The sequence below is a fragment of the Methanomassiliicoccales archaeon genome (assembly GCA_029907465.1).
Taxonomy (GTDB): Archaea; Thermoplasmatota; Thermoplasmata; order Methanomassiliicoccales; family JACIVX01; genus JACIVX01.
On sequence record JARYLV010000021.1, the window covers coordinates 1 to 25,130 of the forward strand.

General features: G+C 47.7%; 22 protein-coding genes and 1 tRNA gene. 4 read left to right on the plus strand and 19 right to left on the minus strand.

The annotated features are described in order from the left end of the window. From QHH00_07260 to QHH00_07270, 3 genes are all read right to left on the minus strand, one after another. A partial coding sequence (locus QHH00_07260) for an ABC transporter permease (protein MDH7509177.1) occupies positions 1–722 on the minus strand: 722 nt, incomplete at its 3' end. Then, complete coding sequence (locus QHH00_07265) at positions 679–1,476, minus strand: ATP-binding cassette domain-containing protein (protein ID MDH7509178.1); 798 nt, start codon at positions 1,474–1,476, stop codon at positions 679–681. The genes QHH00_07260 and QHH00_07265, both read right to left, overlap by 44 nt. 220 nt (positions 1,477–1,696) lie before the next feature. Further along, positions 1,697–1,769, minus strand: a tRNA-Gly gene (locus tag QHH00_07270). A 136-nt stretch (positions 1,770–1,905) separates the two neighbouring features. Here QHH00_07270 and QHH00_07275 point away from each other — a divergent pair. Next, entirely contained in the window at positions 1,906–3,339 is a 1,434-nt protein-coding gene (locus tag QHH00_07275) for a DEAD/DEAH box helicase (protein ID MDH7509179.1), read from the plus strand. Between the two features lie 8 nt (positions 3,340–3,347). On the opposite strand, the gene QHH00_07280 is transcribed toward QHH00_07275, so the two are convergent. The 5 genes from QHH00_07280 to QHH00_07300 form a co-directional block, all read right to left on the minus strand. Then, positions 3,348–5,969, minus strand: a complete 2,622-nt coding sequence (locus tag QHH00_07280; protein ID MDH7509180.1) for a valine--tRNA ligase — start codon at positions 5,967–5,969, stop codon at positions 3,348–3,350. Between the two features lie 49 nt (positions 5,970–6,018). Beyond that, positions 6,019–7,212, minus strand: a complete 1,194-nt coding sequence (locus QHH00_07285) for a CBS domain-containing protein (GenBank protein ID MDH7509181.1) — start codon at positions 7,210–7,212, stop codon at positions 6,019–6,021. Between the two features lie 122 nt (positions 7,213–7,334). Continuing rightward, positions 7,335–9,026 (minus strand): glycine--tRNA ligase, encoded by a 1,692-nt coding sequence (gene glyS / locus QHH00_07290; protein ID MDH7509182.1) that lies wholly within the window; start codon positions 9,024–9,026, stop codon positions 7,335–7,337. After that, positions 9,026–9,877 (minus strand): CBS domain-containing protein, encoded by an 852-nt coding sequence (locus QHH00_07295; protein ID MDH7509183.1) that lies wholly within the window; start codon positions 9,875–9,877, stop codon positions 9,026–9,028. The genes glyS and QHH00_07295 overlap by 1 nt, the downstream gene beginning before the upstream one ends. Continuing rightward, positions 9,874–10,374: a universal stress protein gene (locus tag QHH00_07300; GenBank protein MDH7509184.1), complete on the minus strand. Its 501-nt coding sequence runs from the start codon at positions 10,372–10,374 to the stop codon at positions 9,874–9,876. The genes QHH00_07295 and QHH00_07300 overlap by 4 nt, the downstream gene beginning before the upstream one ends. Positions 10,375–10,783: 409 nt before the next feature. Here QHH00_07300 and QHH00_07305 point away from each other — a divergent pair, with 409 nt between their 5' ends. Then, positions 10,784–11,185: a carboxymuconolactone decarboxylase family protein gene (locus tag QHH00_07305; protein MDH7509185.1), complete on the plus strand. Its 402-nt coding sequence runs from the start codon at positions 10,784–10,786 to the stop codon at positions 11,183–11,185. Positions 11,186–11,463: 278 nt separating this feature from the next. Here QHH00_07305 and QHH00_07310 read toward each other — a convergent pair whose 3' ends face one another. From QHH00_07310 to QHH00_07350, 9 genes are all read right to left on the minus strand, one after another. After that, positions 11,464–12,564: an amidohydrolase family protein gene (locus tag QHH00_07310; protein MDH7509186.1), complete on the minus strand. Its 1,101-nt coding sequence runs from the start codon at positions 12,562–12,564 to the stop codon at positions 11,464–11,466. A gap of 108 nt (positions 12,565–12,672) precedes the next feature. Continuing rightward, positions 12,673–14,685, minus strand: coding sequence for a type B DNA-directed DNA polymerase (locus QHH00_07315; protein ID MDH7509187.1), 2,013 nt, complete (start codon positions 14,683–14,685; stop codon positions 12,673–12,675). After that, positions 14,672–14,908: a hypothetical protein gene (locus QHH00_07320; protein MDH7509188.1), complete on the minus strand. Its 237-nt coding sequence runs from the start codon at positions 14,906–14,908 to the stop codon at positions 14,672–14,674. The genes QHH00_07315 and QHH00_07320 overlap by 14 nt, the downstream gene beginning before the upstream one ends. After that, positions 14,908–15,399, minus strand: a complete 492-nt coding sequence (locus tag QHH00_07325; protein ID MDH7509189.1) for a hypothetical protein — start codon at positions 15,397–15,399, stop codon at positions 14,908–14,910. Before QHH00_07325 ends, QHH00_07320 begins: the two co-directional genes overlap by 1 nt. Positions 15,400–15,664: 265 nt before the next feature. Further along, positions 15,665–15,943, minus strand: a complete 279-nt coding sequence (locus QHH00_07330) for a DUF3795 domain-containing protein (protein ID MDH7509190.1) — start codon at positions 15,941–15,943, stop codon at positions 15,665–15,667. A 608-nt stretch (positions 15,944–16,551) separates the two neighbouring features. After that, a complete protein-coding gene (locus QHH00_07335; GenBank protein MDH7509191.1) occupies positions 16,552–17,142 on the minus strand; it encodes a hypothetical protein in 591 nt (196 codons plus the stop codon). Positions 17,143–17,576: 434 nt separating this feature from the next. Then, positions 17,577–18,185: a ferredoxin-thioredoxin reductase catalytic domain-containing protein gene (locus QHH00_07340; GenBank protein ID MDH7509192.1), complete on the minus strand. Its 609-nt coding sequence runs from the start codon at positions 18,183–18,185 to the stop codon at positions 17,577–17,579. Beyond that, a complete protein-coding gene (locus QHH00_07345) occupies positions 18,182–18,496 on the minus strand; it encodes a glutaredoxin family protein (GenBank protein ID MDH7509193.1) in 315 nt (104 codons plus the stop codon). Before QHH00_07345 ends, QHH00_07340 begins: the two co-directional genes overlap by 4 nt. A gap of 165 nt (positions 18,497–18,661) precedes the next feature. Further along, complete coding sequence (locus QHH00_07350; protein MDH7509194.1) at positions 18,662–18,802, minus strand: hypothetical protein; 141 nt, start codon at positions 18,800–18,802, stop codon at positions 18,662–18,664. A gap of 24 nt (positions 18,803–18,826) precedes the next feature. Here QHH00_07350 and QHH00_07355 point away from each other — a divergent pair, with 24 nt between their 5' ends. Then, positions 18,827–20,947, plus strand: a complete 2,121-nt coding sequence (locus tag QHH00_07355; protein ID MDH7509195.1) for a 2-oxoacid:ferredoxin oxidoreductase subunit alpha — start codon at positions 18,827–18,829, stop codon at positions 20,945–20,947. Further along, positions 20,937–21,902 (plus strand): 2-oxoacid:ferredoxin oxidoreductase subunit beta, encoded by a 966-nt coding sequence (locus QHH00_07360; GenBank protein ID MDH7509196.1) that lies wholly within the window; start codon positions 20,937–20,939, stop codon positions 21,900–21,902. Before QHH00_07355 ends, QHH00_07360 begins: the two co-directional genes overlap by 11 nt. Positions 21,903–22,129: 227 nt before the next feature. Here QHH00_07360 and QHH00_07365 read toward each other — a convergent pair whose 3' ends face one another. After that, positions 22,130–22,696 carry a flavin reductase family protein gene (locus QHH00_07365; GenBank protein ID MDH7509197.1) on the minus strand — a complete coding sequence of 189 codons (567 nt, stop codon included), beginning with the start codon at positions 22,694–22,696 and terminating at the stop codon, positions 22,130–22,132. Positions 22,697–23,135: 439 nt separating this feature from the next. Beyond that, positions 23,136–24,044 (minus strand): glycosyl hydrolase 53 family protein, encoded by a 909-nt coding sequence (locus QHH00_07370; GenBank protein ID MDH7509198.1) that lies wholly within the window; start codon positions 24,042–24,044, stop codon positions 23,136–23,138. Positions 24,045–25,130 lie beyond the last annotated feature (1,086 nt).

Here is a 25,130-nt window from a genome sequence, read left to right on the forward strand (position 1 = left end):
ATATACGTGAGAGGATTCCCGTGTGCAATGATTTTAAGCCAGTCGGGCATTAGAGCGATAGGATATATAGCATTGCTTGTGAAGAACAGCGGCATCGTGATCATCTGGCCTATGCCCATGAATCTTTCTCTTGTTTTCACCAGACATGCGATGATCAATGATAGTGTCGAGAAAAGTGCCGCACCAATGATGATCACGAATACGACGCAGATAATGGAGAGGGGGTTTAGAATCACAGCGACGCCGAGAAACAAAGCGAGCAAATAAATAATGGAGGCCTCCACCAGACTGCGGATTCCAGCCGACAATGCCTTTCCAGCGACAAGGGCCGTGCGGGGGGTTGGCGTAGCAAGGAATTTCTGGACAATGCCCAGATCCCGTTCCCATATAATCGATATCCCGTAAAAAATCGAGACGAAGAGCACGCTCTGAGCCAGGACACCTGGTGTCAGGAAATCGATGTACGGTAGGTTGCCAGTTGGTATAGCCCGCGCCTGCGTGATAACTATCCCGAAGACCAGGAGCCAGAGGACGGGTTGAATTGCGCGGGTGATGAGCTCGGTAGGATCGTGCCGCAGTTTACGTGCTTCGAGCTCCGTTATAACCCCTATCTTCGCGATGAAGCTGATGAGTGTCGCGAGAATTCTCTTTTTTCCATCGATCTCATTGTCATTAGATTTAGCCAAGGCGACGGGCCGTCTGTCTTTTCCTCTGAACTTCAAGGAAACTGCCTCCCGATTCGATTGAACTTCCTGTATAATGAATAAAAACTTCATCGAGGGTTTCTGCGCTCGTGATTCTTTTCAACTCTGAAGGACTTCCAACTGCAACGAGTTTTCCCTTATGCATGATCCCGATTTCGTCGCAGAGAGCATCAGCCTCGTCCATCATGTGCGTGGTGAGAAATATCGTTGTATTATATTCATCACGCAACCTTCTGATCATCTCCCAGACGGTTCGCCGGGCCAGAGGATCGAGGCCGACCGTTGGCTCGTCTAGGAAAAGTACGCGGGGGTGGTGAATCGCCGATTGCGCGATTTCTAATCGCCGGATCATCCCACCTGAATAAGTGCGCACAAGTTTGTGCGCAAAATCAGATAGACCCATTGAAGCAATAGCCTGCTCTATTCTCTCCTTCAACTCCTTTCTCGGTACTTCATATATCTTAGCGAAAATGAGAAGATTCTCGTAACCAGTGAGATTCGCATCGGCGGAAAGCATCTGGGGGACATAGCCAATAACCTTTCTGACTTTTCGTGGCTCCTTTACAACATCAAATCCTGCTATGACACCTCTACCCGAGGTCGGAGCTAGGAGTGTCGTCAATATTTTAATCGTTGTTGTCTTTCCAGCTCCATTCGGTCCTAAAAGGCCGAAGATTCTTCCCTCTTCAACCGCAAGATCCAGCGAATCAACAGCGATGACGTTTCCGAAGTGGCGGGACAATCCTATCGATTGAACAATAAAATCTGACATAGTCACATCTTTCAATGGTGCATGATAGCTGTCGGAGAGGATATTGATCATATTTCTTGTTTGCGGGAGGGTACCATGAATTCTCGTAATTGCATTTTTTGACAGCAACTTCTGCTTATTAAACCGATTAATGGAAATGTCTAAGTGACCCCTGCGTCAAACACAATGAAACAAGAGGCTGAGAATCACCCAGGTTGATGTATAGATGTGATCTCAGAAGTGCGGGCGTCGGGATTCGAACCCGAGTTTTAAGCTTGGCAAGCTTAAGTGATAACCAGCTACACTACGCCCGCTCCTATCCGGATTCACTGAACGTAATGGCAAAATATAAACTTTGTTTTGCGGTCAAAGCCAGCAAGTCTACCAAATAACCATCGAAATGTTAATACAAGATGTTGGATATCATTGGCAGCTAATAGAGTGAATAAAATGGTCAATAGTTTTGAAACACTTGGTATCGACGACAGAATATTGAAAGCGATAAGTAAGATGGGTTTTGTTGAACCAACGCCTGTTCAAACTGCTGCAATCCCAATCTTGATGAAGAAGCGAGATGCGATTGTCCAGGCGCAGACGGGGACGGGCAAGACGGCAGCATTTGCAATTCCAATTTTGCAACATATCAATGAAGTGAAGAAGGATCTAGGCCAGTCGGTAAGGGGGCCTTTTGCCCTTGTTCTCGTGCCAACAAGGGAACTGGCAATTCAGGTCTCTGAAGAAATGGCAAAACTTGGGCAGTACCTTAAAACCAGATCATTGCCCGTTTACGGCGGCCAGTCGATCTCTCTCCAGTTGAGGGAACTCGAAAGGGGAGTAGATGTCGTTATCGGGACGCCTGGTAGAATTATCGATCACCTCAAGAGAGGATCACTGGACTGCCAGAACATCAAATTCGCGGTTCTCGACGAAGCTGATCGGATGCTCGATATGGGTTTCATTGATGACATCAAGTTCATTATCAGTCGCCTTCCAAGGGAGAGACATACCTCTCTTTTCTCCGCAACGATCCCGGATGAGATCAGGAGACTTGCGGTGGAGATCATGCGACAGCCTGAGACGATCATAGTCAGCGAGGAAGAACTCGTCCTCCCCTCAACCCAGCAAATCTATTTCAGCGTCGGGAGGCGGAACAAGATCTGGGCTCTCTGTCGTGTGCTCGATAAAGAAAAGCCAAAGGCGATTATCTTCTGCCAGACAAAGAAAATGGTCGATGTCCTCTGCGGAAGACTGAAATCATATGGATACCCAGTTGAAGCGATCCACGGCGATCTCCCACAGTCGAAGAGGGAAAAAGTGATCAGGGATTTCAGAAAGGGTGTTGTAAAAATTCTCATTGCGACCGATGTCGCGGCGAGAGGTCTTGATATCGAGGACGTCAGTCTCGTCGTCAATTATGACATCCCGGAAAGCCCAGAGTGGTACGTCCATCGGATTGGAAGAACTGGACGGGCCGGGAAAGTCGGCAAAGCGATCACATTTGTGAGTGCCGAAGAGAAGGGCATTCTGGAAGACATCCAGCAATTTGGAAAAACGAAAATCGAAAAAGCTGAGGTGCCAGAGACGGGCCGCAGAGACGTCGTCAAGAAAATTTGGGATTTTGATGAATATCAGGACATCTACGGTATGGTCAAGGTCAAGATCAAAATCGGCAGAAGCGACGGACTTCTCGTCAACGATCTCGTTAATATTATTGTTTCAAACGCAAGGATCAACGAGATTCTCATCGGCGTCGTTGACATTGGGGAAGATGAGACGGTCTTCGAAGTTCACAAGGATGTCGCATTTAACGTAATCAAGACGCTCGAAAGAATGAAGATCAAGGGGAAGAGTCCGGCACCAGAACCCATCCCACGTGAAGCCTGAGTATTTCCTCACCTTCTAATGGCGACGAGTACCTCTCCCACCTGAATCGTCTCGACCTCGACGCCTTGCAACATGAGTTTCTTCTCGATTTCAAACATGTCCTTCTCGAGAGTCACTGGCGTCCCATCTGCCAACGTGATTTCGAGACGACCGCTTTCAATTCCTTTGGCGATCTCTTCTGTGCTTAACTGGCTGACGATCGAAGAAACCTCTTTCGCCCTCTCCTTAAATCGTGGCCCGATCTTTGATTTTATTGGCCTGAGACCAACAATGATCTCTTCGACCTTCGCTTCCCTCTCAACTTTGAATTCTGCCGCTCTCACAGTCTCCATAATATCTCTCTCGCAACCCTCGAGACTCTTCGTTTTTTCACCAATAATTTCGACAAGGCGTAGAGTTTCGTTAAGCGGAATCCCCTTCTCTGCTTTCCAAGACCTGATGGCACTGATGATCTCTTTCGCGAATTCACCTTTTTCCTCGCTCGCCTCATCAATGAGGACCGGCTCGGGCCACATCGAGACGTGGATGCTTATGTCCCCTTCAAATTGACGGAAAGTCGTCTGGTACACCTCTTCAGTTACGTGTGGTAAGAACGGTGCGAACATTTTCATGATGCCGAGGCAGACCGTGTAGAGTGTGTATTTCGCGCCCTCATCATCCTCCTTCCAGGCCCTGTACTTGACCATCTCAATGTAATGATCGGCGAATTCATGCCATGCAAACTGCTCGATCTCCCGCATCGCTTTGTCAAAAGAGTAATTCTCGCAATACTCCGTCGCTAACTTGACCACACGGCTGTACTTCGAAAGAATCCATTTGTCGACCGCACTTAACTCACATGGCTTCGGTTTTTCCTTGATCACACTACCAACGAATTTGCCGATGTTCCAGAGCTTCGTGCACAGCCTGCCACCGTGGACGACGTCCTTCTCCCTAAACGCGTTGTCCTCGCCAAGAGAGCATGTACACGCGTAATACCGCAGTGCATCCGCACCATTCTTTTCGAGGATCGGCATTGGATCGATAACATTGCCCTTCGATGCGTGCATCGGCGTGCCATCCGCAGCCATGATGAACCCGTGGATCATTATGTCATTCCACGGCCTCTCTCCGACGAGCAGGTATTCCCTGAGGATCGTGTAAAACGCCCATGTCCTGATAATGTCATGTGATTGCGGGCGGAGGGACATTGGGTACAGTTTCTTGAATCTTTCTTCGTCCCTCAGCCAGAATGTATTGTAGAGGGGTGAAATGCTCGAGTCCATCCACGTGTCGAAGACATCTTCGCATCCCTTGAGCGGCCCACCGCATTTCGGACAGCTTTCAACTGGCGGTGGATCAACAGTCGGATCAACGTAGCAGTCCTCCTCGCGGGCCGGGACGATTTCACCGCAGTTCATGCATTCCCAAACTGGGATTGGTGTTGCAAAATAGCGTTGCCTGGAAATGACCCAGTCCCATTCAAGGGACATGACCCAGTCCCTCAGCCTGATCTTCATGAACTCGGGGAACCACCGGATCTCATCCGCTTTTGCAAGAACTTCGTCTTTAAAGTCGAGCGTTTTCAGGAACCATTGAGGAATTTGCAAGAATTCAATTGGTTCATGGCAACGCCAGCAGGTACCGACGTTCTGTTCGATCTCAATCTGTTTAACGAGCAATCCAGCGTTCTTGAGATCTTCGAGGATGCGCTTCCTTGCCTCTTTTACTTTGAGACCAGCATATGGCCCCGCGATCTCCGTCATTTTACCCTGCTCATCAATTCCCTTTTCTAGCGGGAGGTTATATTTCATCACCCATTCGAGGTCATCCTTGTCGCCGATCGTGCAGATCATGACGACGCCAGAACCGAAGCCAGGATCGACCTTATTGTCCGCAATCACAGTTACCTCTTTTTCGTAGAGAGGCGTTAACAGGGTCTTTCCAATGAGCGTCTTATGTTTCTCATCATCGGGGTGAACTGCGACGATCTGGCAGGTGCAAATGAGTTCAGGTCTCGTCGTCGCGATAACCGCATAATCGTCCGTGCCCTTGATTCTGAACTTGATGAAATTGAGATTGGTCACATTCTGTTCATACTCGACTTCTGCGTCTGCAAGGGCCGTGATGCAACGGGGACACCAGTTGACTGGAAATGTCCCCTTGTAAACGAGTCCTTTTTTCAGCATCCGTAAAAACGAGATCTGGGTGATCCTCCTATAGTACGGTGCGTCCGTCTGATAATAAATACTGGGATCCATGCATGTGCCTAGGATCTCGAATTGTCGCGTCATCTCATCGATGAAGCTCTCGGCATACTCCTTGCAGAGCCTGATATACTCTTGCCTCGGGACTGATAGCTTCGTGATCCCGTATTCTCTCTCCACCTTGACTTCAGTTGGCGTGCCGTTGACATCGAAGCAGAGGGGGAAGAAAACGTTGTAACCCCTCATCCTTCTGTACCGTGCTGCAAAGTCAATGAGGGAATAGCCAGTTGCATGACCGAGATGAAGGGCTCCGGATGTATACCGAGGCGGGTTGTCGATGCTATACACTGGTTTGGAAGATGAGAAATCAAATCGATAGATCCCCCATTCCTTCCATTTCTGCTGCCACTTTCTTTCCGTCGGTACAGGGTCGTATTGGCTCATAGGAAAGGGAAATAAGGTAGGTGTGCTAAAAAAGATTGCTCACGCGTCGTCATGAAGAGATTCGTGCCTTCTTCCTCTGGTCGATCATCTCGTCTTTTGTGCTCTTGACCATCTCTGAGAGCGTATGCATCAACGATATTGTTGCTTTCATGAGGTTCCATTCGGTCGCCTTCGCCACGAATACTTTCTCCTCGGTGATCAGACGACCGTTGAGACTGTATTTCGCCACATTACCAGTTTCGCTGTACTTTGAAACGTGTAGGGTGAAGAGGAGTGGCTTCGATATCTTCGCGATCTTTTTCAGTTCTCTCTCGATCTCCTCATCCATCACATCAAGGGACAAGCGATCTTCCTCTTCTAAGCCAGTGATCTGCACATAGACCATGTCCCTCGCCTTGAACGATGCGACCAATTCAACGATATCGTATGTTGTGACGATTCCCTTCAATTTATCATCCTCGACGATTGGAAGCGTTGAGATCTTGTTGTCGATCATGATCCTGATCGCCTCTTGCAAGTGCGTTTGTGGCGTCACAGTCAATGGATGATCAACAGCTAGGGAACCGACTTCGATCTCAATGGGTTCGCTACTCCCTACGAGTTCACCTACAGTCTCCCTTTTCCTCTCCTGCCAGTTGTAATTGATGATCTCCTTTATCCCGATGATACCGGTCAATTTCCCGCTCTCATCGACTACTGGCAGTGCCCTGATCTCAAGCTTTGACATCAGATCAACCGCAACCCTGATCGGGTCTTTTTCCCGGACTGACCGCACGTCTGTCGTCATGATCTCCGACACAGGCATCGATGCGAGTTCCTTGACCTTCGGGACGACCCTCACAATATCCTCTCTTGAGACTATGCCAGAAATCTTCTTTCCCCTAATGACTGGCATCTGTCGGTAACTCGTTGAAACGATCTTCTCAGCAAGGTCGGTGAGAACGGTACTCGACGTAATTTTCGGAGGGATTTCAACGAGTGATTTCGCTTTGGTCGTAGTCGGCAGATTCTTTCGCTTAATGAGCGAGGCGTAACTCACAATCCCGACGAATTTACCATTATCCTCAACAACTGGTATCTCATGAAGGTCGAGTGCTCTCATCTTTGAGACGATATTGGAAATCGTTGTCTCAGGGTCAACGACTTCAAACTCAGTCTTCATGATGTCTCCTGCTTTCGTCAGATCGAGCACTGACCTAATCTGCTCTCTCACTTTCACTGATTCAAGATTTTCTCCCCTCAAAAATTCTCACCTCTTGTACATATCCATCTAAACATATTAGTATTGTTTCCATCCGCCGATAGCATTATTTCTAATATGTGCCGAGAGTTTCATCAATTGAATCTCAATTGCTTACCGAGTGATCACTGTTCCAATGCACTGAACGGCGTCCCGCAAAGCAGCGAGTTTATCGTTTGGACAATCTTTTCCTCATGGATCCTGACCTGTTTCGTCGTGTCCCTGTCCCTGATCGTCACCGTACCGTCTTTCAATGTCTGGTAGTCAACCGTTATGCACCAAGGAGTGCCGATCTCGTCCATTCTAGCGTATCTCCTACCAATCGAACCAGAATCATCGTAATACGAGGTGATGCCACTCATCCGTATCCGTTCATCGATCTCCGCAGCCTTTACATCGAGGCCGTCCTTTGCCATGAGCGGGAATACCCCGACCTTGATCGGTGCGATAGCGGGTTTGAGCCTCAGCACAACATATCCGTCACTCTTCTGCGTGTATGCATGTTCCAGGCACGCATAGAATATCCTGTCCAGTCCATGGGAAGGCTCGATCACGTGTGGCACGATTTTTTTGCCAGTAACTTTTTCCTTTACCCTGATAACCTCAAAGAACTCGCTCCCTATCGTTATCGTCTCGCCGTCCACATCAATCGCGATCTTCCCATCCTTAATCTTGGAGGGATCGGTCTCTTCCAGCGCCTTCCCGATTTTCGCGGATTTCCCCTTGAACTTGGGACCTAAGAGCTCGTACTTCGGTTTGATGACCTCTTTTTCAATCTCAACCGGCTCGTCATATTTCTTGAAAGCGGTGAGATCAGCATTCGAGAACTCGATGTGTCTGGAGAGGTCCCAGCATCCACGGTCAGCGATGCCAACGACCTCTGTCCACCCATATGACAACAGGACTTCTGCGTCCCAGCAATCCGACGCATAATGAGCCATTTCCGTCTGCAAGTGTTGTCTGAACCGCAGGCGTTCTGGGTCGATACCAACTGTCTTCAAGAATTCTTGAGTGAAGTACATGAAATAAGCAAGGGTCGCATTTCCGATCATATGCTTTTCAACCGCTTCCCCAACAGAAATTTCGATCTCCTCGCCGTTGTTCGGTACGAGCTTCATCTTTTCGTTCTTAATCTTATCGAATCTAGGCCACGTTTTGTTCTCTGGGTCGACAAAGAGCTCAGCTTCCATCATGTTGAACTCTCGCAGCCTGATGACACCCTGGCGTGGTGAAATCTCGTTTCTGTAGCCCCGTCCAATCTGAATCGCACCAAACGGCAGCTTTTCCCTCGCGTACCTGTAAAGCTGCAGATAATTGACAAAGATGTTCTGGGCAGTTTCTGGTCTTAAGTATCCTAACCTGCCCGCACCAGGGCCTATCGTGGTCTTGAACATGAGGTTGAAGTCCTCGACATCTGTGAGCTCGCCACCGCATTCAGGACACTTGACCTCATTCTCCGTCAGTAACTTCGAAAGCTCTTCATTTGAAAGGGAGTCTGGGTTGCTGTGCAAACCCTTTGCCAAGTGATCCGCCCGGAATGATTCCTTACACTGTTTGCAGGAGACGATTGAATCCGAGAACGCGTCTACGTGCCCGGATGCCTTGAACACGATCTCAGGGCCAATCGTCGGACCGTCGATCTCGATGAACCCCTCTCCCAATGTGTATGCCTTCCGCCAGATATCTATGATGTTATTCTTCATCGCGATACCGAGTGGACCGTAGTCGTACATCCCGGCAACGCCACCATAGATTTCGAATGCAGGCCAGATAAATCCTCTGCGTTTACACAGTGCAAGAATATCGCTTGCGTCCATCATTGATCACCCAATAGTACCGATATGACATCGAAATCGTAAATCATCGCGAGTAAATTATCCTTCGAGTCCCTTACAGGCAGTTGACCAAAATCGTTTTTTCTCATAATACGTGCTGCCTCGGCGACACTTGTCTTCTTGAAGACAGTTACGGGCTCCCGTACCATGATCTCCCTCACAGGCAGCCCAGGTAGCTCTATCTTCGAAACCTCATACCAGAGCTTCATCACATTTCTGAGACCTTCCCACGTCCACTCATCTTCATCCTGCCCTATCCCGAGGTCAGCCATGGCTACGGAACCATTAATGTATGATTTGTTGAAGATGTCCCTATCTGTGAGGATGCCGACGAGCCTGCCAGTATCGTCGAGAACCGGCAATGCACTTGCTTTACTCACTTTAAAGGTCACGAGGGCGACCGCAAGCGGTGCATCCTGATAGATCGGAACGCACGGTGATCTGATCACCTTCTCGACGGGAATATTCGTCGCAATCTTCTCAACGACGCCTAAAAGGTCAGTCGGCGTCACAATGCCGATCAATTTGGCACCATCAACGACCGGTAGGTGCCGTACCTGTTTAGTGATGAACAGTTCTGCGGCCTTCTTCACGTTGTCTTTCGGGCCTATTGTAGGGGGATCCCTGTTCATGATAAGGGCGAGCTGTTCTTCGTCAGGTTTTTCGAAAATGTCCTGTCTCGTGATCATTCCTGCCAAGATCCCGTCGTTTCTTCTTATAACTGGCAGGCCAGTGAGGTTATGTTTGACCATGATCTTAAGGACCTCGTTTCGACTGCTTGGGATCTGTGCGACGATTGGATTGGGCGTCATGATCTCTTCGACCAGGGTCATTGTGATTCCCTCCTAGTCGCCCTGACAACCATCACAGGGCAGTCCGCATACCTGACAACCCTTTCCGCCACGCTACCAAGCAATAGTTTCGAAAATCCAGTGCGGCCCAATGTACCCATGACAATGAGATCAAAATTCTTAGACGCGTCGACGATCTTCCTGACAGGTGATCCTTCTTCAACAACAGTCTCCACCTTCACGCCGATCTTTTCCCCTTCTTTTTTCACATATTCGACCGCTTCTTTACCTTCTTTTTCAAGAAGCGAGTAAACACTGACCATGGTCGAGTCCATTGGAAAATTGATGAAGGAGGTCTGGTCGACAACGTACATTGCTGTGACCTCTGCATTCATCAGTTTTGCCAGTTCAAGGCCTTTGGCAATCGCAGCTTTTGTATACTCGCTTCCATCCGTGGGAATCAGTATCTTCTTAAAGAGAGTCATGTCGTCCCTCTCCAGTCTCTTACCCTTCTCAACTGGAAATCTAAGGTGTTTCAAATTGCCAGATCAAATATTTTTCTTTTGTTTTTGTTCTCCAGTTTGTCCCTATCAATCTCGATCTGGGCTCGATAGCTATTGTTCCAAGTTAATTTAAAACCTTTCGGTTCCATAGCCGACATTTCGTTCTAATTCATTGCTTGTGAGCCGGTGTCAGCAGTTTTCTCATATCCAAATACAAAATTTAACGAATCTGTTTATGGGTTTGAATTAACAAAATTTTCAATTGTTCCAGGTTCTCCGGACTCGTGTCTAATGGCTCAAGAATTAGATTTTTTTCCGAGGCTATGTGCTCACCAGACTTACGCCGTTACTCGATGAGTTTTTGAGCGACCTTAAGAAGCATAGATCGAAATTCCCTTTTGCAGCTTCAATTTTTAAATAAGGACTCCTCCAATTATTGGTAATTATGAAGAAGCAACAGAAAAAACAACAGAAGGATGACAAGGCTGAAAAAACGGTAAAAGAACTCAGCAAAAAGATGTGTGGATACACACCTGAGACGCTCGAACATATCAAAGAATACAACCCGGATCTCGCCGTGCTGATCGGCGACATGGACAAGATCATGGTGGAGGACAGCGCACTGGACAGGAAGACAAAGAGGCTGATCGCGCTCGCTTGTGTCGCCGTCAGAATGTGTGAGGATTGCGTTTATCCACAAGCGAAGGTTGCCAAGAACTACGGTGCTACGAAGGAAGAGATCATTGAGGCTCTCCAGGTTGCGGTTTTGACTGGCGGGGTCCCCGTCTGGTCGGTCGCAAAGAAGGGGATCACGAAGCTGTTCAATGAATGGGGTCAGGAAGAATAGTCAGGCCTTCCAAGCGCCTTCGACCATATTATCTCAGGAAGGCCACCGAACCCCGAGGACAAAAAATCGCCATGGCCAACTCCTGTCGATTTCCTTTGAAGATAATTTCTCTTTCCGAGACGTCTCCCAGCTAGTCAAGTGCCGATATCCGCAATGCGCTCCAAATGCCAATGTTACCCGGTGGCCAGATTAATCTTTCAGTAATCCCTACACCTTCTCCAAAATCACAACCCATTCAGCAACGAATGACCCACTTATCGTAACCCAGAGCTCTCAATTCATTGACTCTTCGACTCTTTTATTTTAATCCTCTTAGTTCCCAGAACTCTCTCTCCGACGCACACCATAATCGGATCTGATGAACTACTTCTAAAGACAAGGTCGGTGACAGGATCTCCACCCTTTGATTCAATGACCATGAAATCGCAAAGATCACCTGGGGCCAATCCAGATAATCCCTTCAACCCGAGGATTTCTCGCCCTGTCTTGAACACCATAGTCAGGACATCGTCAACTTCTTTGATGCCCTGGTATCTCAGGATTCTTCCAGCGAATTCCAATTCGGTAAACATATCCGGTAATGAGAACATCGCGTTATCTGTACCAAGGGCTATCCGGACCCCCTTATGGATCATACGGTCTAACGGCGGAATTCGGCCGAATAGCAGATTCGATCTCGGACAAACAACAATCGGGACATTCTCCTGTGCACAGAGTTCAAGGTCGCTATCAGTAGCAACGGTCATGTGGACGATAAAGGAGGGCCTCAAATCGAGAACTTTATCGATGTCTTCTCTTATCCTCTCACTCGCGTGAAGCGCGAATCGTTTCTTTTTCTTCCTCACGTACGACGCAAGGTCATGTAACACTGAATAGTCCCAGTCAGAGATCGCGGAAACCCCGATCCCGTCCGCTACCTTCAGTATTTCATCTACCTCCTCCCTGAGAAATTCAAGACCGCTCGGCCGTCCGAAGATGACGGGCTTTGCTGTGCCGTCCCTTATTTTTGATAATAATTGTGCGCCAATCACACCCCCCTCCCGGAAATCGATAAAATGAGAAGTTCCGCGCCTCAACATATAGCGGGCGAGGTGTCTCATTGATTTTATCAATCGATCTCCTGGGATCTCTTTCAGCATCCGGTGCTTCAGGCCGTCGGGCGGAGCGACGATTTGCTCGAGAGGAAGTGAAAAATCTACTGGCACGAGAAAGTCAGCGATATGGGTGTGAGCGTTGACCATTGTAGGGACGATGACCCCTCTTGCAAGACTCGAGCGTGCCTCACCCCTTCCGACCTCGACGACTCTCCCGTCCTCGAAACCGATATGGCCTTCGATGAACCCCTCGTCAGTGAGCATCAGGCCAGAGACGTAATGCATCGTCATTGAATTGAAGCGTAAGTATTTCAATAATTTCAATCGCGACAGAATTGAATCTTGCGAGGAGCTCAGGAATCAAACGTTACGATTTTTGAGCTGTTGTCTCGTTTATGCGCTGAGTCTGATGTTCTCACAATGATTATCTCGTATATCCGTTTTAGTAATACCAGGTGATTCATCAAACTCAGACACGAGGGCGAATTCGATTTCCCTCCACGCCTTGGCCAGCAACTTTTCATAGTACTCAACATCGAAAGGAGTACGTTCAGAACTAATACCGACACGCCATTTTTTCGCATCAACGACAACGTACTCGATCTCCATGCCCGGTCTCACAGGGACTTGATTTTTTAACAGCGCCTCAACGGCAGACGCTTCGAGAGAGTGCTTCGTATAATCGAGTTTGCTTATTTTCCTCCTGATCTTTATCTCATCGAAATCGGCGTGTGGAAGCGATTTCAGATAATTGTTATAAATCGCCTTGAGCTCCATGCTCATTTCCGATAGGGCCCTCGCATCCTTCGCCCCCGACATCCGCTTGAACATTTCCTCCTGCATCTTTTTTATATATACCGGCGTGTCATCCCTTCTAGCCATTACTCCCCTCACCTTCATTTCACCATTCGACAGCCGTCCGAAATAGCGATTATAAGCGCCGCTCCCGTCCTCCATCGGAAGGAAGACAATCCAGTCATATTCCTCAATTTCCGTTGGTATGACGATTTCCCGCTCCACTCTCTCCTTAAATCCCTCGACACCTTCTCCTCTGATCCAGAGACAATCCACAATCCCGTGCAGCACTTCTAGACCCATCGATTCGGCGATCTCCTTCACCCTGACCAGTATCTCCCTTGCGGTCGATGTAATCCTTTCATGTACTTCGATGCTTCCGAATTTTGCATTCCTGTAGCCCGTGTATCCGAAACACGTGACCAGCATCCATTTTAATATCGAGTCTAACTGCGCGTACTTAGGGTTTGACCTCTTCTCTCTTTTCGTCGCTATCCTCATTTGGAGAAGTGGTTCAATGACCTCTGGAAGAAATCCTCTGCGAGAACTATTGAGGCTCTCTGGCGAGAGGTTATACCTGACGATGATGAAGGGATAGAGGGAAGTGAAGTCAAGTTGGTATACCTTTTCATAGAGGCCAGGTTCGGGCTGAAAGATCATCCCGCCCTTGTCCATCGCTTTCAACTCTCTAAAGTGCCGCAGGTGCTCAGCATCGCTTTTTCTAAAGGGGACCGCTATGCCACGTTTCACCGCCTCGTAGACTTCGTATGATGAGATCAATGTTCCAGGTGTAAATCTTGATGTGAGATTCGGCGATAACCCCGTCAACCGCGCTGCCGTGATGACGCCGTAGAGCCCGCTCTCCGCGTAGGTGAAACTGTTCTCCGTGTCGATCAGAATTCTGCCCTCTGGGATGACGGAACCGCCCCTGTAGTTCACCTTGCCATAACTCCAGTACGATTTCGGAGAAATCGTTCGATATCGTCCACTCCTACTGATCGGCATTTGGATCCTGTATAATCTACTCTTTTCCAAGATGCGCGGGATCCATATGTCTGCATTGGGAAGGAGGATGACGTCGGGGTCGATGGTCTGGAGTAATGAGGAGAGGTCCGAGAGAACCCTTTTCTCATTTCCTGAGATAACAGTCTTCCCATCACCTTGTAATTTGATCGAGCGTATCTCAGATGTCTGGATGTCCCCCTCGACGCGCATCGTCAATATTTCCAGCGGAACATCGAAATCTAGCGAATACTTCGATTCTTTAGCAGATGTGCACATCGAAAGATTTCTCTCAGCAAGAAACCGGTGGTCTCTCCTCACATCGACATTGAAAAGTTCTGCGTCGTACTTCGTCTGCTTCTCGATTAGCTCAGCAACTGTCATCGGGGCATGTATCGCATATCCTTCTAGCACCCCGTAAATTGTTTTGAAACGGCACTCTTCAACTTTATATCTTGATGCGAGACCTTCAATTAGGTCCAATGCTGAATGCTTGTCCTTGAAGTGAACGAAGAAAGGAGGGGAGTATCCCTCGCAGATTTTTCGAGTCCCCCCATCCTTGATCCAGAGTTCAACAGATCGACCATACGATGAATCAAAAACCCACATCGTTTTTCTCCATCATCCTCATCAGTTCGATGAATAATGCAAAGAGGGAAGCCTCGAGTGGGTCATCGAATCCATAGAAGACCTCACTCGAATGTCTCTCCATCATCTCAGCAAGCCGCTCTGCGTACTTTTTCTCATCATCTTTCAGGGCTCTCCCCGCCTTCTCCCAGCGTTTGGCGATTTTCTTCACTTCCATCCGTATACTCTCGGTACTCCTTCCCATCAAAATTCCTCCAGTGTAGATTGAATCGGTGCTGCGACTCTCTTCTTCGCTACTTGACGCTCGAATTCGCTCACGAAAAAAACCCGATGGGCCTTTTCAGAAACGATCCGAAGAAATTGGTCGATTCTTGGTGAGTATAGGAGAACGGTCGTAGCAGAAGAGATCTCTCTCAAAAGGAGGGGGATGTGCTCGATGAGTTCCTCGTGCTCTGAGAATAGCGTCGGGTCGTATTCTATAAAGATAAAAGAGTGGTGGTGTTCCTTGAGAATTCTCAATAACTGAAAGGCTGTGAACGCTCTCCGGACATCGAATTCTGTAAACTTTCGGCTGAGCCTACTGAGGAGCGTCGAATAGTTCCCACAGATATAGAGTATGAGGTAGTTCTGAAGCTCTAGATGGTCGTTGAAGATCCTCAGCGCTATTTCCTCTGGTGCGATGAGGACGTTGAACGCCCCTTCCTGAATGTAGATGGACTGTGTTGCGATTTCCATGACTCATTAATACCCACTCCTCCGGGGGTTAAATAGAAAGAGGGGAGAGTGGACCGAAAGTGCTTTGCCATCCACATCTACAGATCTTTTCTATCGAGAAACACCGCAATGAAATCGACAATTTCCAAACCACGACAGCACGGGCGGAGATTTGAATCTGGAATATTTACGGCAAGCCCATCAAAAAATTTAGAAGGGATTTTACGCCATTATTTCTCCCTTTATCGGTTATGCACTTCTTTAGAATATAGTACTACCACAAAAATCAGTGCGCTAAACTCCATGCTCCCGTCTCGCGACTGTATCGACGCCGCGTCGCCTTGAGGACTATTAGTGGGCAAAGTGCCTGGTGCTCACGCACAAGCGTGCAGACATCAACTTCGCCGCATTCAAGGCAGGTCTCCAATCTCCTCGAGATCACGCAATCGTACACCTTACAGTGATATCGGGAAGAATTCTTCATCTCTTCAAAGCAACCCTCGCAGTCATCCCCATAAAAAGGACATTTCTCGCAAGCCCTTCCGCACGCCCCGACGATAACCATCGTTTACCCTTTGGTAACATTCAATATAAATATTCATCGAGACCGGGATTAAGATATATGGAGGCTTTTTGAACGCTGGATTATCCAAAATTGATGTATATCTCCTGCGTACATTGGGAACACTGCTAATAGTGCTTTTCAGGTTGCATTAGAAAATGCCATTATGCCAACGATAACGAAATGCATAGAAACTTAAGTCGTGAATGAGGAAATGATAGATCATCGAGAACGCCGTTCCAATCATATCACTGATGAAGACCGCGGGGAGGAGGCGCCACCGCTCCCGCAGGACTAGGTCACCGATGTTGCTGATATTCCTAAAACGACAAACACAACAAATTCACCATCGGTTGCCTTTTAGGCCAGTTTTATTTCATTAAAAGAACTTGCGGGAGCGCCATTCCTATCAAACCGGCAACCAGGTCGTCTATCGCGAGCTTAAGATAATTGGGAATATCTATACCGATCCGTCGTCTGCCATATATCTTGAAAGTTCTGGAGACGATCAAATTTTAATGTTGATATATTCTTCTGGAGAGGAGCCGAGCGGGCGCAATTGACACATAAAGTCAAATTCAGGTCTTCTTCTAGATTACACTGCGCACCCATTACCTCACTTCTATTTGAATATCATCTATAAAGTACGTCATTTCTGTCTCCCATCGGACTGATATCCCAACGGCTACCCAGAACTCTCCGGAAGACCCCGAGTCAAATTCGAGCCTGTACGAGTAATCCTTCCACCCTGCAACCTCATTGGCCGCCCCGAGAACAACGAAATCTCCTTCAGCTTCGGGGTTACTTGTCCCGATGTAGGCGCATACGGCTGCAATAGTGTTGAAGCTCTCCTCCTCGCTCCAGAGCCAGAAGGAGAGGTCGACAGCAATTCGCCCGCCTTTCCCCGAATCTATTTTTCTCTCGATCCATATTGTCCCGTCGTCCATCTTTCCATCAATAAACAACTTCAGTGAGTAATTACCCGCATGCGCTAAGTTTGCCACACGTTCGACTTCCCACCTCACCGGATTTCCTGGGTTATTCGGGTCCAATGGGACATCTGCATCAGCGGACCAATCTTCCCGCGCTGTCTCAAAGCCCTCGTAGATAACCATCGGTTTTGCAAAAGAAAGAAAGAGATAGGCGCCGACCAAAGTGGCGACAATGATTACGACGATGGGAATCGCGTAAATCTTTTTCAAGACGATACCGTCCCTTCAACTGATATATCTCAGGATTCATGATAATAAAGTTTACCTGATTTATTAGGCGTTTCAGCACCTTTCATCGCAAGAATCCTTAGTTAAATTACGGCTCAATTCTTCTCTCAGAGTTTCACATAAAAACCAGGAAAAATAAGAACCGCTGAAAAGGGATTATTTATCATCTTACTTGTTATCGAGGGGGATGTTGGAATGTGTCGAACTCTTGCGGAAAATTCTCCGTGCCTCTTTTTAGACCGCTCGAGAATAACTGAAGAAACTAATCTATTCGAAAAGCATCTCTTTTTTCATTTTGCCCCCGAACATTTTTTTGGTTGTACTGAACAACGGCTCGATTGAGAATTGCAGAGAGTCGAGTTCAAAGAAAATCAATAGAATAACGGGAAAACTTTGACTCCGATTATTCAATTGTCTCATCTTTCGCGTTCAAAGTTTGCATTGATATTTGAAGACTCCAGTTCAGCGAAAAAAGATCGGAAAAGTCCCATTTTCTCAAACATTTCCTTTTTTGCCTTACAGATCGGGCAGACGTGAGGAGGATCTTCCCTGTATGCCACATAGCCACATTGTTTACAGTACCACAGTGTCCTTCTTACCTGGGCTACCCTCTCTACATTTTCTTTTTGATCAATTTGTCCTTCACGACGGTCTTTCGGTCCCTCGGTGGGCTCTCCCCCAGATTCGAAGGCAAGCAATTGTTTTTCTGGTGGTCTCCGCTCGGGGATGGGCTTAAACGGTTGTCTTCCTTCGTGCACGTCCTTACTCACATACAACCCGCAGTAACATGTCCCAAAATCCACCACATCCGCGTCACGGTAATCGCAAGGGCATATTATGTCCCTATCAAGTTCGAAATCCCCAGAAGCTAAACGACAGGGGCACGAAGGATAGCCGTAGCGCTCCTCATTCCTTCTCAGCCCCTCAAGCAAGCTCTCTAGGAACTCTGAGTCTGGATTCAGATAGCAACCGCTCGACTTTGCGTCAGCTTCAGCCCTACGCCGGACTTCTTTTAGTGTTATCATAATCCCAATACATCCTTGAGCTTATCTTCACGGAAACCCTCAATCAAGACCTTGTCATCGACGATTATCGTCGGAAAAGAAAAGCTCCCACCCTTCTTTGAGATCTCCTTCTTTATTTTCTCTCTATCCTCTTTACCGCAAAGGTCAACGTCGACGTACTCGTATTCGACTTTGTGCTGTTTCAAAAAATTCTTCACATGCTTGCACCACACACAGGTGCTCAGCGCGTAGACGATGACCTTGTGCTTCGTGTTTTCACCAGGTACCTTAACAATGTTCACATTGTTCGCCTTGCCCTTACTACGGAGCATCGATGATTTATTTCTTTTCAAATTTGCTTGTTTCATCTTCAGCATACCAGCAGCGGTGGAAACGACTTCAATTCTACTTATTGGGGAATGACGAGGAAGCTGAGGGATTTGTCATTCGTCGCCAGGGGGTAAGCTGGGACGTGTTTTTCATTTGGAACACTGCGTTCACTTCCCTTTTGTCTCCAATCGTCCTACCTCCTCGGGGCCGATCGTATCGCTAGGTATATACTCTAATTTTGAAGTGACAACGGTGATCAGGATTTGACATCCTCCGCTGCCCTTTCTTGTTTTGATAAGAGACCTCACCCATCGCAAAGATTAAAATCTCGCTTGGTCCGTAGTAAAACAGGGTTGATATGGACTTCGAGAGTTTTGAACCACTATGCGTTAGCTGCGGCCTCCCGATCGATGAGTGCGCCTGTGCATGTCCTTACTGTGGAGAAACAGAGGGATGCGATTGTTGTATCGGATGCGATAAGGCAACTGGCGGATAGATCTGGCCTTCAAGGGGTTGAAGACTTGCTAGATAAGGGATTTAATTGGATGGTAGGGGGCCCGCAGGGGAGCGGTATCGACGTCGCGGCCAATATCTTCGGGAGAGCGTGCGGCAATGGAGGATTACATGTATACGGGAGACGAGAATACCACTCTAACATAAAAGGAATGCACAGTTATTTTCATCTCCGTATCTCTCCAGGAGAGGTCTCGGCGAACGTGAACGACGTAGATTTCCTAGCGGCCTTCGACGCTGAGACTGTGGTCAGGCACATCCAAGAGGTCGTTGCAGGTGGCGTAGTGATAATCGATAAGGGCCAGGTGGACACTAAGATCTTCGATATACCTTCGCTACCGCTCGAATTCAAAACAGAGTTTCGGAAATATCTGGAAAAAGAGAAAATAAGCGATAACTTAGGTGATCTGCTCGCGCGCGCAAGGGAGAGAGGTGTTCACGTCCTCACAGTCCCCTACTCCGAGTTAATGCAAGAAATCGGAAAAAAACTCGGCGAAGACAGAATAGCGAAGGTCTCTAGGATTGTTAACGTACTCGCGATAGGCATCTCATTCGGTTTATTAGGATATGAGTTGGAACTAGTGGAAAGGGCCTTGAGGGAAGTATTCTCGGAAAAACCGAAGATTGTTAAGATGAACTTGCTCGCCCTTAATCTTGCGTACGAATATGCTAGGAATAATCTACCAGCAGGTATCAATTATCATCTCCCGAGACTCAACGTTTCTGAGAAGAGGATTTTTCTCTCGGGAAATCAGGCAGTTGCCATTGGTAAGGTGTTGGGAGGATGTAGAATCCAGACATACTACCCCATAACGCCAGCTGCAGATGAAAGCGAGTATATAGAGGCCCATGAGATCCTCAAGACTAGGAGCTCCAGTGAAGAGGCTGGTGTCGTTGTTCTTCAGACCGAAGATGAGATTGCGGCGATCACGATGGCATCGGGTGCGGCTCTCACCGGTGCAAGAGCTGCCACGTCGACCTCTGGTCCTGGGTTTTCTTTGATGACGGAAGGTCTTTCATGGGCAGGTAACAACGAGGTTCCAGTAGTCATAACCTATTACCAGCGTGGTGCGCCATCCACAGGCCTACCGACGAGACATGGTCAGGACGATCTGAGGTTTGCCATTCACGCTGGACACGGCGAGTTCCCCCGCATCGTACTCGCCTCAGGTGACATAAAAGAATGTTTCTATGACGCGGTCACCGCATTTAATTACGCTGAGCAATTCCAGCTCCCAGTGATCCACTTGATAGACAAGGCACTCGCAAACAGCTCGCAGACATTCCCATTCTTTGATGTTGAAAAGGTCTTGATTAAACGGGGAGACATACTAGACGAGGCGGGCGTGGAGAAGGACGAATATAAACGCTTTGCCTTCACAGAGTCAGGTGTATCGCCTAGAGCTTTTGTCGGCGCAAAGAACGTGATCAGCTGGTATACTGGTGATGAACATAATGAGAAAGGTCATATCAGCGAAGAGGCGACCAATAGGACACTGATGATGGAGAAACGAATGAGGAAGTTAGAGACTATCGCAAGGGAGGTACCAGTCGAGGAAAAAATCAACTCCTTCGGCGATCAGAGTGCGGAGAACATCATCGTCAGCTGGGGGTCGCCGAAAGGTGCCATTCTAGAAGCCATGGAGGAGTTGTTGTCTGAAGGCTTTCGAATAGGTTTTCTACAGATCAGAATGATCGAACCTTTCCCACGGGAATACGTCGCGAAGAGGCTCGAAACAGCGAGGAAGGTTATCGACATCGAGATGAATTTCTCGGGTCAGCTTGCGGGGATTTTGAGAGAGCAGACGGGGATATCAGTCGATTTCCGCATCCTCAAGTATAACGGGCGGCCGATGACTTCGACGGAAGTCTACAACGCTTTGAAAGACGCCCTTACTGGGCGGGCTCCAGAAAGGCAGGTGTTGACTTATGGTTCTTAAATGGTCAGATTTCAAGAGCGATGTTTTCGTCGATTGGTGTCCAGGTTGCGGTAACCATGCCATTCTGGCAGCACTTCAAGCGGCGTTGGCTGAGCTCGGTCTGGAACCGCATCAGATCGTGCTTGTCTCTGGGATAGGTTGTTCTGGAAAGGTGCCGCATTTCGTGAAGGCCAACGGCGTACACACACTCCACGGCAGAACGCTGCCCTTTGCCCAGGGGGTGAAAGTCGCCAATCCTGATCTCGAAGTCATCGCGATAGGGGGAGACGGTGACGGCCTGGGGATAGGTGTGGGGCATTTGGTGAACGCAGGAAGAAGGAATGTGGATATGACTTACCTTATCCATAATAACGGCGTATATGGCCTCACTAAAGGGCAAGCCTCTCCGACCCTGAGACTGGGCTTGAAGGTAAAGGCAATCCCGAGACCCAATATCAACGAGGCGATAAACCCCGTCATGCTCGCCGTGTCTTCGGGATACACATTTGTCGCGAGGGGCTACGCTTTCGATACAAAGCATCTGAAGGAGATCATCAAGGAAGCGATCAGACACAAGGGGTTGGCACTTGTAGATATCCTACAGCCATGTCCCACATACAACGACATCAACACAAAGGACTGGTATGCAGGAATGGATCGCATCGACCCTGAGACTGGGAAGCCCGTGCCGAGGATTTACAGGCTGGAAGAGACGGGCTATAACCCCAATGTACGGAATCTGGACGAGGACTTCGAGAAGAAGGTCGAGGCCATGAGGAAGAGCCAGGAGTGGGGTAATAGGATCCCGATTGGTATCTTCTACCGGAATGAGCTTCTACCCACTTTCCAGGACCGCATAACTGAGCGCATTCCATTTTATAGGACACTCCCCCCAGCAAAACAGAAAATCTGTGATGAGAGGGGTGCCCCAACGATTGACGTGAGTGATTTCTTCAATGAGCTGAGGATAACGTAAGGAGAGGATAGGAAAATCGCGGAAGATGGTACATGTGGTCTATGCACGGATGCCTCCAATTGCTACTGCGGTGGGCTCTCTCCTTTTTTCATTTTGAAACCCATTTAATATCCCCCTATCTTTCTTGTTCAAAGCCTGCAAGCCACTGTAGATATTCCACTGTGTCATGAACAACTTGTTACATCCTATCGCGTGTCCTCTGATCTCTTGTCCCTTATGACTTTTGCTCAGCGATCTGTGCCCTTCTTGAATTCCTTACCAATGCTCCAGGGTTTTCCAAGCCTGTCGCCCAATCGGTAGTAAGACCGATCTGTCATCGAGAAGAGGATTGGCCGTAGCTTCGAGAAGTTGACGGTCGTCTCTGTCATGACACCCTCATCGCAATAGGTCCCGACGACTTTCCCAACGAAGAGATCGTGGTTGGGGAAATCAACGGTTGAGATAAGTTCGCATTCCATGCAGAGGGGGCATTCCTCGATCATCGGGGCCTTCCCGAGCTTGCCGTAAAATGCCCTGAAGAGTGAAGACTTGTCTTCGTCCTTCCCCGATACGATCCCGCAGTAGTCAGTGACCTTTACCATGTCCTCTGTCGGTATATTGATGCTGAAACACTTGTTCTCCTTAATGCCAGCATTCGTGTAGTGCTTCTTATTCATGCTTATCGTGACTGAATTGAAATCCGCGATGCCGACGTGGGCGATCGTGACATAATTTGGTCTTCCGTTGACCAGCGCACCAACGAGAACCGTTGGCATTGGATATAGGCAGTTCTTTGCACCGATTTCCTTCTTCATCTGAACGACCTCAATGCAGGCGTATATTGTACAACGGATATGCTACTTTCTTTTCATAATTCACTGATATATCTACCAGGTTCCTGTCGAGATCATATCGAAGCAGAACAAAAGATATCTGGAAAGTGGTCTCGAGAAATTCTATAGCCTACTTCATTCGGAATGATTATGATAAATCGCATCCAGGCATGGAGCCCGTTTCTCGTTTCTATCCAGCCCATGATGCCTATTCTTTGATTTAGACTTGATAGGCAAAACTGGAGGGTTTCTCCAAGTGTCATGCGATCAGAGTTCGTAGTGATTCTTAGGATCTTCTCATGACACATCCGTGGTAAAGCCGTGGGAAGGTCGAGTAATAAAAAGAAAAAAAGTAAACCTAGCGTCCACTCCAGATCTTCAGAGAAAATGCTCGTTGACTTTTCAATTTTAGACGGGATCCTCACACGTTTCCTGACAACTCTTTCCAAACGGAAAATGCGAGTCTCTCCGCTCCGTAAAATGAGATGAGGCCGATGGTATCATTTGCATCGAGGTCGTGCAGCCAGGCCCATGCGAGCATGTGCAGTTCAACGCCCTGTTCCGTCGTCAATCTCCCCGCGACATCCCTTAAGAAATCCGCTTGACCTTGTTCTCCCCCAAATGCTTCGTGCGCAGACCAGCCGAGTTCTGTAAATGCTAATTTTTTCCCTGGCATATATACCAGTGCACGCGAGTAGTAGTCATCTGGTATGTCTGCGGGCCTGTTTATGCCTTGCACGGCATAAGGATAGCTCGTGAAGGCGAGGAGATCGAGTTTGCTCAAGTTGAACATGCTGAGGACGCTGAGGTTTGCTTCGCGGTGCTCAGAGACTACCTCACGCGCAAATACGCAGAAGACTTGTATCTTGTTCGATAACTCCTTAACTGCGTCATAAATCTCATCATAGAGCGTGACGAAGTGCTGGAAGCCATTCGGATCCCCTGGTTCAGCACCGTATTTTTCGAACCACCTGTTGACTTCGTTGCCTACCGAAACGTAGAGTGGCTTGACCGCACGAACTGTATCGAGTACGGCATTTTTGTAAGTCGAACGCCATTCAGAATCAGAAAGTGATGCATTATTCATTCCAGGTGGCGTTACAAGCGACACTCCGGATCCGAAAAAGGAAAACTGGATGAGCGGGAACATGCCGTTCCCGCGGATGTATCCGTCAATAAAAGTCTCCCCCCATGAGCCAGATAGATCAGACGGCATTGCGTAGAAGGGTGATGGTTTACCCCACACTGGGACGAAGTCTACATATTCGGCCGCCTCTGCATATGCATCAGCAAAAGACTGCCCTGACCTCGGGGTCGGAAGGATGCCCATGAAATATCCTCGCGCAGGGATTGTAGGCTCATCTTGAGGTGTGATCGTCTCCTCATTATTCGCCGATTGTAGAAAAAGGCTAAAAATCAGAATTATCCCAACTACAAGGGTAGCTGCCGTAATTGTTACTGCAGATCTTCTCGTGGGACACCCCCTGTTACAGTTTTGATAGAAAAATACAGTTTTGGTCGTAAATATAAATAGCGAACCAGCTAGAGAAAACTGAACTCAATCAATTAACTCGCCGCTTTGCTGGAAACCATGAGCAATTATAAAATTAGATCCGCCTCGCTCGATTATTGTTCGCGAGAACCGAACCCTCAAAAAGATTCCTTGATAGTGCTAGTCTGAGCCAAGGATATCCCAAATCATTGGATACCTAGATTATTTTATTAAAATGTCTGGCTGCATTTTAGAAATTGCAATTTCCATCGCTTGGTCAAATGTGAGATCCGGTCTTTTTTATTCATATTTTGGAAAAAAAGTCTAACGAAAAGTAATGTCGCTAGAATAATCATAAATCTTAGGAATGGTGACTAAGGGGAGATGCAAAAAATTCAATCTAACAAAATTATACAATAGTCTAAAGTGAAGTGAGTATCTGTTTGAACCTGAAAGTCCTGCTTTCTTATTAAATAAATAATTCGTAGCCATCAACAATCGAGATGGCAATACATCGCTCCAGCATCAATTATTGTTATCTTTGAATTGGGATGGTAATTCGACTATTTTAGCAAAATAGCAATTACCATAAATGACATTTTTGAAGAACAAAAAGGTGCTGAAATACAAGGTGTGCCACTCTACTCGCAAATGGGAAAAATGACCCTTTTTCCAAAGAAATTTGTGTTACCCATTTTTCCTCCCGACCATTATTTTCTGATGGTATGTGAGGTCAAAAGGTTATCCGAATTAATCTCGGGTGACAATATCGACTTTATCAATAACTCTACTCGAGTCTTGTTGCAAGTGCACTAGTGAGCGAGCTTGTGAGGGTCTTTTGATGCAACTGGCACAAATGAATTCTGAAGGTTCAATAGATAAGGCGCGCGCTCAGGTCATGCAATCTGATATCGTGGGGGGGGG